This window comes from Bacillus sp. FSL R5-0560, from assembly GCF_037966305.1.
Lineage (GTDB): Bacteria > Bacillota > Bacilli > Bacillales > Bacillaceae > Bacillus > Bacillus mojavensis.
This window is the reverse complement of record NZ_CP150195.1, coordinates 3146769-3163460: the sequence shown is the minus strand read 5'-3', so window position 1 is coordinate 3163460 and position 16692 is coordinate 3146769. Positions and strand designations below refer to the sequence as shown.

The following is a 16692-nucleotide window of genomic DNA, read 5'->3' as shown; positions in this document are numbered from 1 at the left end:
TAGAACTATTTTTCATTTTTTCCTTCATTTTCAATGTAAGATAAAGGAATATCAGCCGATATAATTTGTAAATTATTGAAAGAAGGTTCAAGAGGAATGAAAAAAACACTCACCACCATTCGCAGATCATCAATTGCCAGGAGACTCATTATTTCTTTCCTGCTGATCTTAATTGTCCCAATTGCGGCACTATCGGTAAGCGCGTATCAATCAGCCGTTGCATCTCTTGACATACAGATGACGCAAAGCGCAAAGGAAAACGTTCAAATATTAGATAACATTATTGACGGTAAGATCAAAACGACTGAAAAAAGCCTCGCGTTTTTCAGCGACTGGGCGACAGCAGACAAGTTGAAAGACAAGAAAAAAACGGAACTCAAACAAGAATTTAAACAATTTATTCAAATGAATGACAATGTCGCTGCGGTGTTTTCAAGCAGTAAAGACGGGACATTCACACGCTATCCGCACGCAGACATGCCGAGCGACTTTAATGCTTTAGAACGTGACTGGTACACAGAAGCCATGGCTAATAAAGGAAAGACAATTGTGACCGAACCTTACGAATCCATTTCATCAGGAAAAATGGTTGTCACCATTGCACGCCAGACAAAGGACGGATCAGGCGTTGTCGCCATGGATATGAAAATCGATGACCTTGTGGAAACCGCAAAAGAAATCAGTATTGGCAAAGAAGGCTATGCCTTTATCCTCAGCCAAAATAAAGAAGTCATCGCCTACTCCGGTGAAAAAGCGGGAACGCAGTTAGAAGGGGAGTGGATAGACAAACTTTACAAAGACAAAAGTGGTGACTTTGAATATATGCACAAAGGAAAGAAGAAGAAAATGGCGTTCGCCACAAGCGAAACAACAGGCTGGAAAATTAGCGGCACGATGTATGCTGACGAGATCCATGATGCCGCAAGCAAGGTTCTTGTTATGGCATCAGTTGTTCTGGCCATTGCCATTGCAGCCGGAATCACGGCGACCTATTTTGTCATTCGATCGATTACAAGGCCTTTGAAACGCATCGTTGCGTCAGCTGAAAAAATCAGTAAAGGCGATTTAACAGAAACGATAGAAATCACATCAAAAGACGAACTCGGGGTTCTGAGCCAAAGCTTCAACAATATGGCGCACTCTCTCCGTTCGCTGATCCACGGCATCAAAGATTCTGTAGAACATGTCGCCTCATCGTCAGAAGAGCTGACAGCTTCCGCAGATCAGACAAGCAAGGCCACTGAACACATTACAAAGGCAATCGAACAATTTTCAAACGGAAGCGAAAACCAGAGCGACAGAATCGAGACAACAACAGAACAAATTAACGAAATGAACGACGGACTGGCAGAGCTGGCTCGGGCGGCGGCAGTCATTACAGAAACCTCTGCAGATTCCACCGAAGTGTCAAGCGCAGGGGAAACACTCGTTCAGAGAACAGCCGGCCAAATGAATACGATTGATCATTCTGTGAAAGAAGCGGAGCAAGTGGTCAAAGGCCTGGAAATTAAATCAAAGGATATCACAAATATTTTACGTGTTATCAACGGCATTGCAGATCAAACCAATCTTTTAGCATTAAATGCCGCCATTGAAGCGGCAAGAGCAGGCGAGTACGGGCGAGGCTTTTCTGTGGTCGCTGAAGAAGTGAGAAAACTTGCGGTACAGTCGGCAGATTCAGCTAAGGAAATTGAATCGCTGATCAGCGAAATCGTAAAAGAGATCCATACATCATTAAACGTGCTTCAATCTGTGAATAAAGAAGTGGAAACAGGCCTGGTCATGACAGACGAAACAAAACAAAGCTTTAACCATATATCAAAAATGACGAATCAAATTGCTGCAGAACTGCAAAACATGAATGCGACGGTTGAACAGCTGTCGGCGGGTTCTCAGGAAATATCCGCTGCTTCTATAGATATCGCCGCTATTTCGAAAGCAAGTTCGGACGGCATTCAAGATATCGCCGCTTCAGCCGAGGAGCAGCTTGCCTCCATGGAAGAAATCAGCTCTTCGGCACAGACGCTTGAAAAAATGTCTGAAGAGCTGCGAGATTTGACAAAACGATTTAAATTGGATGATTAATAGGTCTAAATCACTAATTTTTAATAGGGATTTAGTTATTTTTCTTGAATTTCTTCTTTTTTAATGTATATATTTACCCATTTTCAGCCGATATGAAGGGTAGCATAAAAAAGGAGAAATGAACTGATGAAAAAAATACTCCAACTTATCAAACAGAGATCAATTACACGGAAGCTTCTTGTTTCCTTTCTATCGATTCTCATCATACCAGTTGCCATATTAGCGGCGATTGCTTATGGATCTGCCAGCAGCTCGCTCGACAGACAGATGATGGGAAGCGCATTAGAAAATGTACAGCAACTAAACGAAATCATTAACACCAGCATCGGAGAAAAAGAAAACAGCGCCGAATACTTCAGCGAATGGCTGACACAAAAGAAATATAAAGCAAAGAGCAATGCCAGCATTGAAGAGAAATTCTCACAATATATTAAAATTAATAAAGACGTAGAATCTATTTATACAAGTGACAAAGACGGGCGCTTTACCCGTTACCCAGATCTGCCGATGCCAAGCGATTATAATCCCGTTGAACGGGACTGGTACAAAAAAGCGGTTGCCAATAATGGCAAAGTCGTCATAACAGATCCATACAAAACAGCATCTACGAACACAATGGTTGTGACAATTGCTCAGCAGACAAAAGACGGATCAGGCGTTATCGCAATCAACATGACGATTGATAACCTGCTGAAAACGACGAAACAAGTGAACATCGGCAAAGAAGGCTATGCTTTTATTATGACGAAAGACAAAAAGGTCGTTGCGCATCCTAATGAGACTTCAGGAACCGAATTGAAAGGCGACTGGCTTGAACAGATGCTGTCTGCCGATAAAGGCGATTTTCAATACAGCATGAACGGCGATAAGAAAAAAATGGCCTTTGATACGAACAAGCTAACGGGATGGAAGATAGGCGGAACGATGTATCTGGACGAGATTCATGATGCGGCTAAGCCTGTACTTCACCTCGCAACAATTGTCCTGATTGCAGCCATTCTCGTCGGTATCATTGTAATGACATTGGTTATTCGATCGATCACGACGCCGCTGAAACAGCTTGTTGGATCTTCAAAACGGATCAGTGAAGGAGATTTAACGGAAACGATTGATATCCGTTCAAAAGATGAACTGGGCGAACTGGGCAAAAGCTTTAACAATATGGCATCTTCACTTCGCTCTCTCATACACGCCATTCAGGATTCGGTAGACAATGTTGCCGCTTCCTCTGAGGAATTGACGGCATCAGCCGCGCAAACAAGCAAGGCGACCGAGCATATCACATTGGCGATTGAACAATTTTCAAACGGCAATGAAAAACAAAATGAAAACATCGAAACAGCGGCAGAGCATATTTATCAGATGAATGACGGATTGACGAATATGGCTCAAGCCTCTGAAGTCATTACAGATTCATCTGTTCAATCGACAGAAATCGCGAGTGCGGGTGGACAGCTTGTTCATCAGACTGTCGGCCAAATGAACGTGATAGACAAGTCCGTAAAAGAGGCGGAACAAGTTGTTCGCGGATTGGAAACCAAATCAAAAGACATCACAAACATTCTGCGCGTGATTAACGGTATTGCTGACCAGACGAACCTGCTTGCATTAAACGCTGCCATTGAAGCGGCGCGCGCAGGCGAATACGGGCGCGGCTTCTCCGTCGTAGCGGAAGAAGTCAGAAAACTGGCTGTACAGTCCGCTGATTCAGCTAAAGAAATTGAAGCACTCATCATTGAAATTGTGAAAGAAATCAACACATCTCTCGGCATGTTCCAGTCTGTAAACCAAGAGGTGCAAACAGGCCTTGACATCACAGATCAAACAGAGACAAGCTTTAAACGAATCTCTGAAATGACAAACCAGATAGCCGGAGAACTGCAAAACATGAGTGCCACGGTGCAGCAGCTTTCTGCCAGCTCTGAAGAGGTATCGGGAGCGTCTGAGCATATTGCATCGATTTCAAAAGAGAGCTCAGCCCACATTCAAGATATCGCGGCATCAGCCGAAGAGCAGCTTGCTTCTATGGAAGAAATCAGCTCATCAGCAGAAACACTTTCAAGCATGGCTGAAGAGCTTCGCGATATGACAAAACGATTCAAAATCGAATAATTAGTCGAAACACCCAGGCTTCTGCACCTGGGTGTTTTTTTTAGTTTTTTTATTAAAGCTTTTGTCCTAGCTTGACGATATTATTTTTAGCTTAAAGGAGGAATTATCGAGAATGGGAAAATTCATACATTGGATCAAACAGCCATCAATCAGCAAACCGCTTATCGCTGCGTTTCTGACAGTGCTTATTTTGCCGATTGGGGTATTAGCATATTTCAGTTATCAATCAGCTTGGAACGCGCTGGACAGGGAACTTACGAATAGTGCAATAGGAAACGTTGAAGAACTCAACAGCACACTTGAAAACAAATTGAATCATAAAGTAAAAGCAATTGATTATTACAGTGAGACGATTGATAAAGACATACTGCAAGGGAAAAACAAAACCTTACTGAATGAAAAATTTAAGCAGTACACAATACTAAATGCCGATGTAGGAGCAATCTATGCGGCTTCAGAAAATAAAAAGCTTTACAAATATCCGGAAAGCGGCGTTCCTAAAGGTTTCGATCCGACAGAACGTGACTGGTACAAACAAGCCGTTGCGAAAAAAGGACAAGCTGTATTCTCAGAGCCATATACTGACGAAGCGACAGGGGATATCGTTATTACAATTTCCAAACAATTAAAAGATGGCTCAGGGGTCATAGCGCTTGATTTAAATCTGGATGAAGTGCTGGCAGCTTCACAGAGAATAAAAATCGGTACAAACGGCTTTGCATTTATTACAACAGGCGATAAAAAATATATCGCCCATCCGACGATTAAGCCTGGAACAACTGGATCCGGCGACTGGACAAAAGAGGTATATTCCAAAGCAGACGGCTCATTTGAATATACCTTCGAAGGCAAAGAAAAGAAAATGGCATTTACGACAAATAAACTGACGGGATGGAAAATTGCGGGTACGTACTTTGTCAGTGAATTGCAAGATGCTTCAAGTCCGGTACTGAACACTGCCGTTATCATTCTATGTGTGTCCATTGTTATCGGCGGCATTCTCATTCTCTTTATTATACGCGCCATCACCAAACCGTTAAGAAAATTGGTTTCAACATCTGCGAAAATCAGCAGCGGAGATTTAACGGAAGTGATTGATATTCAGTCGAAAAATGAGTTTGGCCAGCTAGGAGAAAGCTTTAACGAAATGTCTGAATCATTGCGTTCTGTCATCGGTGTTATTCAAACGTCTGTAGAAAATGTGGCATCCTCTTCCGAAGAACTGACGGCAAGTGCAGCCCAAACGAGTAAGGCGACTGAACACATTACGCTGGCAATCGAACAATTTTCAAATGGCAACGAGGCGCAAAGTGAGAAATTGGAAACAAGCTCAGATCATCTTTCTCAAATGAACCATGGCATATCAAAAGTGGCTCAGGCTTCATCAACCATTACGAAGTCTTCGATCCAGTCCTCTGAGGCAGCCGGAAGCGGAGAAAAACTGGTAGAGCACACAGTCGGCCAAATGAAGACAATCGATGAATCCGTTCAAAAAGCGGAAGCGGTTGTCAAAGGGCTTGAAACAAAATCTCAGGACATTACCAGCATCTTAAATGTCATTAACGGCATTGCAGATCAAACGAACTTGTTGGCTCTAAATGCAGCAATTGAGGCAGCCAGAGCCGGAGAATACGGCAGAGGTTTCTCTGTTGTAGCAGAAGAGGTCAGAAAACTTGCTGTGCAATCAGCACATTCTGCGAAGGAAATTGAAGGATTAATTCAAGAGATTGTCAGAGAAATCAGCACATCACTCTCTATGTTCCAATCCGTGAATCATGAAGTTAAAGAAGGCTTGCAAATTACAGACCAAACAGCTGAAAGCTTTAAGCAAATCTACGAGATGACATCGCAAATATCCGGTGAATTGCAAAATCTGAATGCAACGGTTGAACAGCTGTCAGTCGGATCACAGGAAGTATCAAGTGCGGTTGAGGAAATTTCCGAAGTAGCGAAAGAAAGCTCAGCGGGCATTCAAGATATCGCGGCTTCGGCGGAAGAACAGCTTGCGTCTATGGAGGAAATCAGCTCTTCAGCTGAAACATTGGCGAACATGGCGGAAGAACTTCAAGACATTACGAAAAAATTTAAAATTGAATCTTAATAGAAAAAGAAAGCGGCATATCTTTGCTGCTTTCTTTTTTGTTTCTTAATAAAAACAAAAATAAACAAAAGGTATTCAAAAACAAACAAACATGATATATAATGAAAGCGGATACAAGTAAAAGGGACGGAGGAAGATGAAAATGGTGAAACATGTATGGGATTCAGAACATGCCGCCCAGCTATTAAAGGGTGTTGAAGAATTGGTGTATCGGTCCAATTTAATCGGAGCAGACCGCACTGTATGCAACTGGGGCGGCGGCAATACGTCGATGAAAACAACGGAGAAGGATTTCAGAGGCCGCGAAATAGAAGTGATGTGGGTAAAAGGAAGCGGCTCAGACTTGGCAACAATGAAAGCGCATAACTTTACCGGTCTGAGATTAGATGACATCCGTCCCCTGATCGAAAGAGATCAGATGTCTGATGAAGAAATGGTAGATTACTTGTCTCATTGTATGATAGACAGCAAACATCCCCGCCCTTCCATTGAAACACTCTTACACGCATTTTTGCCATACAACCATGTTGACCATACCCATCCGGATGCGATTATCAGCATTTGCTGCGCTGATAATGGAAAACAAATTGCCGAAGACATTTACGGCAGCCGGTTTGTGTGGGTGCCATACGTTCGCCCGGGATTTACTCTGTCTAAAATGATCGCAGACGGCGTGGCAAACAATCCAAATGCCGAGCTTGTCTTAATGGAAAAACACGGCTTAGTCACTTGGGGAGATACGTCAGAGAAGTGTTATGAGAAAACGATCTCCATTATTCAAGAAGCCGAGCAGTACATTCATGAACGCATCAACCAAAAACAGCGATTCGGCGGAAGGCGATACGAGTCACTGCCAGCAGATAAGCGGAAACAAATTCTGGCGGGTATCATGCCAGTTATCCGAGGAGCTGTAAGCGATGAAAAGCAAATGATCCTCTCCTATGACGATCATGAAGAGGTATTAGAATTTGTAAACAGCGTGCAAGCGCCGGAGCTTTCTCAAATCGGCGCTGCGTGTCCGGATCACCTCGTTCATACAAAGCGTGTCCCGCTGTACATTGAATGGAATCCGGAAACGCAAGATGCACAGGAGCTGGAGGATCTGCTGAAGTCAGGGATCGAGCGCTTCAAAGCAGAGTATCAAGCTTACTTTGCACGCAATCAGCAGGAAGGAGATCAAATCTTTGAATCAGCGCCGCGTGTCATCTTGATTCCTGGCATTGGAATGGTCAATACGGGAAAAAGCCTTGCCATGTCAAAAGTAAGCGGTGCTTTATATCAGAGAGCTATTGCTGTAATGAAAGGCTCTACCTCACTCGGACAATTTGTTTCACTAAACGAAAATGAATCCTATCATGTTGAATACTGGCCGCTGGAATTATATAAACTCACGCTGGCCCCGCCGGAAGCAGAATTTTCTCGAAAAGTAGCATTGGTAACAGGTGGAGCCGGCGGAATCGGAAGTGCAGCCTGCCGACGCTTTGCGGCCGAAGGCGGACACGTAATTGCGGCTGACTTGAATATAGAAGGCGCACAAAAAATTGCCGAGGAAATAAACGAAACGTACGGAGAAGGACGCGCAATGGCTGTCAAAATGGATGTGACAAACGAAGAAGAGGTACAGTCTGCCTTTGAAGAAGCAGCGCTTACCTACGGCGGAATTGACATTGTCGTTAATAATGCCGGGCTGGCAACATCAAGCCCTTTTGACGAAACTAGTCTAAAAGAATGGAATCTCAATATCAATGTATTGGGAACAGGCTATTTCCTCGTGGCCCGCGAAGCGTTTAAGCAAATGAAACAGCAAAACATAGGCGGAAGCATGGTGTTTGTAGGATCAAAAAACGCAGTCTATGCGGGAAAAAACGCTTCAGCCTACAGTTCGGTAAAAGCGCTTGAAACCCATCTGGCACGATGTATTGCGGCAGAAGGAGGAGAATACGGCATTCGAGTAAACTCAGTTTTGCCTGACGCGGTTCTCCAAGGCTCAGCCATTTGGGGATCAAGCTGGCGGGAGGAACGGGCTGCGGCATATGGAATAGGGCAGGATCAACTAGAGGAACATTATCGGAAACGCACGACGCTTTTGGTTAATATTTACCCGCAGGATATTGCCGAATCAATCGCGTTCCTTGCTTCTTCTAAAGCCGAAAAGACGACAGGATGTATGGTTACAGTAGACGGCGGCGTCCCGGCAGCTTTTACGCGTTAGAAGTATGCTATGATATGGGAACCACAAGAGGGATATTATTGAGGAAGGACGTTACCGATGTTAGTAGCAGAACGGCAGAAAAAAATAGTCGAACTAGTGAATAAGCGTTTAAGCATCCGCGTATCCGAACTGAGTGACATATTTTCTGTCACAGAAGAAACGATTCGGCGTGATCTTGAGAAGCTTGAGAAAGAGCATAAGCTGAGCCGCAGCCACGGAGGTGCGGTCAGCATTCAGCAGCAGGAGTCAGAAATTCATTTTTCTGAACGTGAAATTACAAATGTAATAGAGAAAAAAGCCATTGCTCATGAAGCGGCCAGATATGTAAAAAGCGGTGACCGAATCATTCTCGATGCAAGCACCACTGCGTGGTACATGGCGAAAATACTCCCTGATATTGAGCTCACCGTCATTACAAACTCAATGAAGGCAGCCATTGAACTGAGCAAAAAACAGAAGATATCAGTTATTTCAACCGGCGGTATCTTGCTGACAAAGTCATTATCATTTGCGGGACCGTTAGCTGAGCGTTCACTTGAAACCTATCATGTAAATAAAACCTTTCTGTCCTGCCAAGGGGTTGATATGGAACATGGAATGAGCGACTCAAATGAGTGGCAAGCACTGCTCAAAATACGGATGATTGAAAGGTCTGACCAGACCATTCTGATGGCCGATTCAAGCAAATGGGGGAACCGCGAGTTTTCACATATCGCCTCTTTGCAAGATGTCAGCTGCATCATTACTGATTCTGGACTTGATCCGGTATCAGTAAAAGCCCTTGAAGAAAAGAATGTGAAAGTGACAGCCGTCCCCCTTCCTAAAGAAAGGGTGAAAGGATGATATATGCTGCTGTTGATATAGGGGCATCAAGCGGGAGAGTCATCATAGGCGAACTCCAGGAAGGAAAGCTTGCGGTACAAGAGATTCACCGATTCGCAAACGGCTTCATGCAAAGAGAAGGACATTGCTATTGGGATATTGATCACTTGTTAGAGCAAATCCTGCAAGGGCTGCAAAAGGTGAAAGCCCTTGGCTATGACTGCTGCACCGTCGGCATTGATACATGGGCCGTTGATTACGTCTTGCTGGATGAGAAAGGCAGCCGCTTACGAGAAGTCATATCATACCGGGATAAAAGAACAGAGAACACAATGGAAAAGCTTACGCAAACGGTATCAAAAGAAACAATCTATCAAAAAACAGGCATTCAATTTCTGCCTTTTAACACGATCTATCAATTATATGAAGAAGACCAAGAGCTGCTGAGAAAAACAGCGCAGATTTTAATGGTGCCGGATTATTTAGGCTATTGCTTAACCGGCAAAGCAGCAGCAGAAATCACAAATGTGTCCACGACACAGCTCTTAAACCCCTCAACAGGAAAGTTTGATCCCGAATTGCTCAAAGCCGTGTCTGTTAAGACACAGCAATTTCCGCCGCTGACTGAACCGGGACAGGAGCTCGGCATGCTAAGAAATGAATGGTTTCCAGCCTATGATCTGCCGGCTTGCAGGGTGATTACCGTCGCAACGCATGATACTGCTTCAGCTGTCCTCGCCGCACCAGGTATAAACAATGATTGGGCGTATATCAGCAGCGGAACATGGTCGCTAATCGGAATGGAGAACGAAACACCGATTATAAATGAACTCGCATTGAAAAACAATTATACAAATGAACGCGGCGCAAACAACACCATTCGTTTCCTGAAAAACATCATTGGCATGTGGATGATACAAGAAGTCCGGAAACAATTACGAGAAGATTACAATTTTCAGCAACTGGCAGAAGAAGCCGGAAAAACAAAACCGTTTCAGCAGTTTATCAACTTAAATGATGATCGTTTTCTGAATCCGAACGACATGATAATGGAAATACAACATTATTGCAGAGAAACCTTCCAACAGATTCCTCATACAGCAGGCGAACTTGCCTGCTGTATCTACAGCAATTTAGCCATCATCTATGCGATAGCCATCTCAGAACTAGAAACCATTACAGGGAAAAACATTCAACAGCTTCATCTTGTCGGAGGAGGCGCCCAAAACGACTTCTTAAATCAATTAACCGCTGATATGAGCGGAAAAGCGGTATACGCCGGACCTGCTGAGGCGACAGCCATCGGAAATCTGCTGATGCAAATGATTGCCGCCAAAGAAATAAAGGATGTAAACCAGGCCCGCGAGACCGTCAGAAACTCCTTTCCCATTAAAATGTTTTTGCCTAAAGATACTGACAGAAGCGCCATCATTCAGTCCTATCATCAAACTGTTTTGAAAGCGTTATCTAAATAAAAGAGGTGATCTGCTTGAAAAGAAAAGCGAGTATCATGTTCGTCCATAAAGATAAATTCAAGGAATACAAACAGCGGCATGATGACATTTGGCCAGAAATGGCAGACGCGCTTAAAGCCCATGGGGCACATCACTATTCTATTTTTTTAGACGAAGAGACAGGCCGATTATTTGCTTATTTAGAGATAGAGGATGAGGAAAGGTGGAGGAACATGGCGGACACAGAGGTGTGCCGCAGATGGTGGAAGTCAATGGCGCCATTAATGAAAACAAATGCCGATGACAGTCCCGTTTCAATCGATCTGAAGGAAGTCTTTTATTTCGAATAAAAGGGAGAGAGCCGTATGACGATAAAAGCGAATTATGACAGCGCAAAACTAGAATATGAAAAATGGGGAATTGATGTTAAAGCTGTGTTCAGGCAATTGCAGCAAGTTCCGATCTCAATCCACTGCTGGCAAGGTGACGACATTGAAGGGTTTGAAGTTAATAAGGGTAAGCTTTCCGGCGGAATTGACGTGACAGGCAATTATCCCGGAAAAGCGCAAACCCCGGAAGAACTAAGAAGAGATCTGGAGAAAGCTCTATCTCTCATTCCTGGAAATCATCGGGTCAATCTGCACGCAATATACGCAGAAACAAACGGAGAAGTTGTAGAACGTGATCAGCTAAAGCCGCATCACTTTGAAAATTGGGTGAAGTGGGCGAAGGGTCTTGGTATCGGATTAGATTTCAATCCGACACTGTTTTCACATGAGAAAGCGGATGACGGGCTTACACTCGCACACCCTGATCCCTCCATCCGGGAGTTTTGGATTCATCACTGCATCGCGTGCCGCCGCATCGGAGCGTATTTCGGCAAAGAATTAGGCACGCCTTGCTTGACGAATATTTGGATTCCGGACGGCTATAAGGATATTCCGAGTGACAGGCTGACGCCGCGCAAAAGATTAAAGGAATCATTGGATCGGATATTCCAAGAGGAAATCAGTGAAGACTACAATGTCGATTCGGTCGAGAGCAAGCTGTTCGGACTTGGATCAGAGTCATATGTCGTCGGGTCTCATGAGTTTTATTTGGCCTATGCTTTAACGAACCATAAGTTATGCTTGCTCGATACAGGACATTTTCACCCGACAGAAACGGTATCAAACAAGATCTCGGCGATGCTGCTTTACACAGACAAACTCGCCTTGCACGTATCCCGCCCCGTTCGCTGGGACAGTGACCATGTCGTGATGTTAGACGATGAATTGAGAGAAATCGCCCTTGAAATCGTCCGTAATCAGGCATTAGAGAAAGTCGCCATCGGTCTGGACTTTTTCGATGCCAGCATTAACCGTGTCGCCGCCTGGACTATTGGAACGAGAAATATGATAAAAGCTTTAATGTACGCTTTGCTTCTCCCGAATAACCATTTAAAACAATTGCAAGAAGAGGGGCGCTTTACAGAAAGGCTGGCGCTGATGGAGGAATTTAAAACCTATCCTTTCGGTGCCATCTGGGATTATTACTGTGAGCAAATGGGAGTGCCGGTAAAAGAGGCTTGGCTCAATGATATCAAAGAATATGAACAAAACGTGCTTTTCAAAAGGCAGGCATCCTCACCGATTATTTAAAAAAAAACGCCCGCGTGCAACATGCCGCGGGCGTTTTTTTAGGCTTGATCAGCAGGGTAGACAATCCCCATTTGTTTTCTTGCTTCTTCCATGATTTTCGCAGTGATCAAGGAGCGTTCATATGTATTTTCTTCAGATTCCTGCTTCTTCTCTTTCACGAGTGAAACAAATTCAGCCGCTTCGTAAAACATTGCCGGTTTAGGATCAGAGAGCGAAATGTTTTCCAGACGGCCGTCGCGATAGCGAATTTCCACTCGTTCAGGACGATGGATCGTATCCAACACAATTGTCCCGTCCTCTCCTTGGATTTCAGCAGGCGCGTAGGAAGTTGAGATTTTAGAATGCATCAGTACGGCCTCAAACCCGTCATATGAGAGAATGACGGTGCCTTCTCCATCAACGCCGGAAGATAAAGTGTAGCCGTTCGCTTTCACGGCTTTCGGCTCTCCAAACAGCACAACGGCAGGGTAAATACAATAGATGCCGATATCCATCAATGAGCCGTTAGACAGCTCAGGCTGAAACGCGTTCAAAACAGTTCCGTTTCTATACGCATCATATCTTGAAGAGTACTGACAGTAGCTTGCGGTAAATCTGCGGATTGAGCCGATTTTATGGAAGTGTTTTTTCAGCTCTTTAAAATTAGGCAGGAATGTGGTCTTCATTGCTTCCATGAGGACAACTCCATTCGCTTTAGCGGCTGAAATCATCTCTTCTGTTTCTCTGGCATTTGAAGCAAGCGGTTTCTCGCATAGCACATGTTTGCCATGATTCATAAAGAGGATCGCCTGCTCCTTGTGAAGAGCATTCGGGCTGGCGAGATATACAGCATCAAAGTCATCGCTTGCCGCCATTTTCTGAAGATCTGAGAAGGCATGTGCAGCCCCATGCCGAGCAGCAAACTCAGCAGCGCGCTCAGGCGTTCTTGAATAAACGGCTGTAAGATGAAAATCTTCAATTTCTGAAGCTGCTTCTAGAAAGCGGTCTGTAATCCAGTTGGTTCCTACTATTGCAAATCGTATCACGCATATCGCTCCTTTTGTATGATATAGCTAAATTATAGCTTAAAAAGGAGTAACCCACATGATAGATTACATCATATTTTTTTAGATAAGGAAGTTTTTCCAGCAATTAGCGGTTTTTATTTTTCATTATAGGTACGATAGTGTACAATTTACTTAAACTATGTATGACGGAGGAACGATAGTGGAGACGTTGCAAACATGGAGCGGCAGATTCAAGCGTTTTTTCTTGGACAACAAGTTTGTTCTATTTCTGCTTGTGCTGCTGCTGATTGGTTTAAATATTCTCGTATTTACAAAAACATCATTTATTTTCACCCCGATCATTGTTCTGCTCAAAACGATATCGCTTCCGATTATTTTAACAGGCATTGTTTTCTATCTGTTAAACCCTGTCGTTGATTTCCTTGAGAGAAGAAGAATCAGAAGAGTCTATTCCATTGTGCTGTTATATCTGTTGATTATCGGGCTGATCACGATTACGATTGTATCCATCATCCCCTTTTTAAAAGAACAAATTATGAGCTTGATTGACAACATCCCTAGATATGTGGATGTTGTTGAGAATCAGACAAAAGAGCTGATCGGAAGTAACTTTGTGAATCAGGCGCAGCAAACGATGAACATTAATATATCTGATCTCGCGACAAAGGTGTCAGATCAGGCAGCGACGATTGTAAACAGCACCTTTACCGGCGTTGGGAATTTTATCGGTGCCCTAACTGAGATTATCATTTCGATCGTGACAGTTCCATTTATTCTTTTCTATCTGTTAAAGGACGGAAAGAAATTGCCGATCTACATACTGAAGTTTGTACCGACACAATTAAAAGAACAAACATACACGGTATTAAGCGAAATGAATCATCGGCTAAGTTCTTATATCAGAGGACAGGTCATTGTCAGCTTCTGCATTGGATTTTTGCTGTTTATCGGCTATTTGATCATCGGACTGGATTACGCTTCATTACTTGCCGTTATTGCGGCTTGTACAAGCATCGTGCCGTATTTAGGACCGACAATCGCCATTACACCTGCAATTATTATCGCTATTGTGACATCGCCTCTGATGCTGCTCAAGCTCGTGATCGTCTGGACGATTGTTCAGCTTATTGAAGGGAAACTGATCTCCCCGCAAATTATGGGGAAAAACCTTCATATCCACCCAATCACCATTATTTTTCTGCTGTTAACTGCAGGCAAGCTGTTTGGTGTTATCGGAATTATTCTTGCCATTCCGGGTTATGCGGTTACCAAAGTCATTACGACACATTTATTTGACTGGTTTAAAATGCAGTCGCATCTATACGATGAAGAAAAAAATGAAAGTGCAAAGAGTCATAAAGCATAAATTTCATTTATAGTTATATAAGACGGGCTTTCCATTTATGGAAGGCTCCCGTTATGTAAAAAATAAATGTCTAATGGGGAGAATTAAAATCATGACTCTATGGGAATTGTTTGTAGCTGCCATTTTAGGAATCGTAGAAGGGTTAACAGAGTACGCGCCGGTTTCTTCGACAGGACATATGATTATAGTGGACGATATCTGGCTTAAATCAGGCAGTCTCATGTCTGAGGAAGCTGCCAACTCATTTAAAGTTGTCATTCAGCTTGGCTCTATTTTAGCGGTTGCCATCGTGTTTAAAGACAGGATTTTAAATTTGCTTGGCTTGAAAAAAAATATCACGAGTGACCAAGAGCATGGTCACAAATTAAGCATTGCCCAAATCGCAGTAGGGCTTGTGCCGGCCGCGGTTCTCGGCTTTTTGTTTGAGGATTATATTGATGAATATTTATTTTCAGTCCGCACCGTGGCCATCGGCCTCATTGCCGGGGCAGTTTTAATGCTTGCGGCCGATTGGATTAATAAACGGAAAGAAACGACAGACACCCTAGACCGTATTTCATATAAGCAGGCAATCGGTGTCGGTTTATTCCAATGTCTTGCCCTTTGGCCGGGTTTCTCACGCTCCGGTTCAACCATTTCCGGCGGCGTTATTCTCGGATTGAATCACCGTGCGGCAGCCGATTTCACATTTATTATGGCAATGCCGATTATGATGGGAGCCAGCACCTTAAGCCTAGTGAAGCATTGGGACAGCTTAAGCTCAGATTTGATGCCATTTTTTATCGTCGGCTTTATCTGTGCCTTTGTTGTCGCGCTGTTTGTGGTCCGTTTCTTCCTAAGACTGATTAACAAAATCAAACTTGTTCCGTTTGCAATCTACCGAATCATTCTCGGCGTCATTTTGCTTTTGTTTATGATGTGAAACGAAAAATAAGGCTCTGGAAAGGGCCTTATTTTTTTCTGTTAATTAGAAAGGAACAGCTTGTTTTTCAAAAAAAAATCATCTATAATAAACATGACGTTACATACGGGGCCATAGCTCAGCTGGGAGAGCGCTACGCTGGCAGCGTAGAGGTCAGGGGTTCGAGCCCCCTTGGCTCCATACCTGTAAACCCTTATTCTATAAGGGTTTTTTTGTTTTTAATGGAAAGGTTTCATTCTGAACTCTTCTGTGATCCAAATTCAAATATCCCCAGAAGCATTTCATTTTTAGTATATAAGGGGCGTATACATCTCTAACGATAAAGTCAGGTATTTCCTTCGTTAGGCTCCTGGGTTTGTTTTGAAAAATGACTGATAACAACTAATCAAGTAAAGCAGTTCACCTGTAAATCATGAATTTTCCAATACACCACTTTGTTCTTTAAAGACCGTCATGTCTTCCAAAGGGGGTGAGTACACATGAAGAGACACCATCCGTTCGGAAGTAGGATTGGACATTTTGTGAATTAACCCTTTCGTTGAAATAAGACATTCTCCTTTGTGGACAAAATATGAATTGGAGAGTTCGGCATGATCGCCGGTTGAGCGATAAATAGAATTGAGAAGTTTTCCCTCTAACACCATTGCACAACCAATGGATTGGCCATGATCGTGGACTGCTGTCTCCTTGTTTGGGGGAATGTGAATCAAGATCATTTCTAATTCATTGTTTCTATAAATGGCATTTCGGCCGTAAGCGTACTGGTCTGGCTCCTTTATATATCGTTGACTTAATTCTGACGCGTTTGGAATTTGTTTTAAAGAAGCTGCCAAATCTTTAACCGACGGATTTTTCAAGCCGCTAAACATTTCTTCGATACACTCATACAGTTCCATTCGTTTTCCCTCCCGGATCATTTAGAATTGACTAGCATTGGTATTTCGCAGATTAGTTCATGGTATTTACCTATA

Annotated in this window: 12 protein-coding genes and 1 tRNA gene; 11 read left to right on the top strand and 2 right to left on the bottom strand. The window is 43.4% G+C overall.

Going from position 1 to position 16692, the window contains the following annotated elements:
• The first annotated feature begins 96 nt into the window (after positions 1-96).
• The 8 genes from NST56_RS16710 to rhaA all read left to right on the top strand — a co-directional run bounded on the left by NST56_RS16710 (position 97) and on the right by rhaA (position 12426).
• Positions 97-2085: a methyl-accepting chemotaxis protein gene (locus NST56_RS16710; protein WP_339177882.1), complete on the top strand. Its 1989-nt coding sequence runs from the start codon at positions 97-99 to the stop codon at positions 2083-2085.
• A 126-nt stretch (positions 2086-2211) separates the two neighbouring features.
• A complete protein-coding gene (gene mcpA / locus NST56_RS16705) occupies positions 2212-4197 on the top strand; it encodes a methyl-accepting chemotaxis protein (protein ID WP_010331639.1) in 1986 nt (661 codons plus the stop codon).
• Positions 4198-4309: 112 nt separating this feature from the next.
• Positions 4310-6298, top strand: coding sequence for a methyl-accepting chemotaxis protein (locus NST56_RS16700; protein ID WP_268471495.1), 1989 nt, complete (start codon positions 4310-4312; stop codon positions 6296-6298).
• 142 nt (positions 6299-6440) lie between these two features.
• A complete protein-coding gene (locus tag NST56_RS16695; protein ID WP_339177878.1) occupies positions 6441-8510 on the top strand; it encodes a bifunctional aldolase/short-chain dehydrogenase in 2070 nt (689 codons plus the stop codon).
• Between the two features lie 57 nt (positions 8511-8567).
• Positions 8568-9353, top strand: a complete 786-nt coding sequence (locus tag NST56_RS16690; protein ID WP_339177875.1) for a DeoR/GlpR family DNA-binding transcription regulator — start codon at positions 8568-8570, stop codon at positions 9351-9353.
• Complete coding sequence (rhaB, locus tag NST56_RS16685) at positions 9350-10807, top strand: rhamnulokinase (protein WP_339177872.1); 1458 nt, start codon at positions 9350-9352, stop codon at positions 10805-10807. The genes NST56_RS16690 and rhaB overlap by 4 nt, the downstream gene beginning before the upstream one ends.
• 14 nt (positions 10808-10821) lie before the next feature.
• On the top strand, positions 10822-11136 hold the full coding sequence (gene rhaM, locus NST56_RS16680) for an L-rhamnose mutarotase (protein ID WP_010331634.1): 315 nt from the start codon (positions 10822-10824) through the stop codon (positions 11134-11136).
• Positions 11137-11151: 15 nt separating this feature from the next.
• On the top strand, positions 11152-12426 hold the full coding sequence (rhaA, locus tag NST56_RS16675; RefSeq protein WP_339177868.1) for an L-rhamnose isomerase: 1275 nt from the start codon (positions 11152-11154) through the stop codon (positions 12424-12426).
• 38 nt (positions 12427-12464) lie between these two features.
• On the opposite strand, the gene NST56_RS16670 is transcribed toward rhaA, so the two are convergent.
• On the bottom strand, positions 12465-13451 hold the full coding sequence (locus tag NST56_RS16670) for a Gfo/Idh/MocA family oxidoreductase (protein ID WP_268448483.1): 987 nt from the start codon (positions 13449-13451) through the stop codon (positions 12465-12467).
• A gap of 181 nt (positions 13452-13632) precedes the next feature.
• Between NST56_RS16670 and NST56_RS16665 the strand changes: the two genes are divergently transcribed.
• The 3 genes from NST56_RS16665 to NST56_RS16655 all read left to right on the top strand — a co-directional run bounded on the left by NST56_RS16665 (position 13633) and on the right by NST56_RS16655 (position 15901).
• Positions 13633-14799, top strand: coding sequence for an AI-2E family transporter (locus NST56_RS16665; protein WP_339177863.1), 1167 nt, complete (start codon positions 13633-13635; stop codon positions 14797-14799).
• A gap of 91 nt (positions 14800-14890) precedes the next feature.
• The gene (locus NST56_RS16660; protein ID WP_010331630.1) at positions 14891-15721 is read left to right on the top strand and encodes an undecaprenyl-diphosphate phosphatase; all 831 of its coding nucleotides are present in this window, start codon (positions 14891-14893) and stop codon (positions 15719-15721) included.
• A gap of 107 nt (positions 15722-15828) precedes the next feature.
• Positions 15829-15901: transfer RNA gene (locus tag NST56_RS16655), tRNA-Ala, on the top strand.
• 230 nt (positions 15902-16131) lie between these two features.
• Here NST56_RS16655 and NST56_RS16650 read toward each other — a convergent pair.
• On the bottom strand, positions 16132-16617 hold the full coding sequence (locus tag NST56_RS16650; RefSeq protein WP_268471490.1) for a cysteine dioxygenase family protein: 486 nt from the start codon (positions 16615-16617) through the stop codon (positions 16132-16134).
• Positions 16618-16692 lie beyond the last annotated feature (75 nt).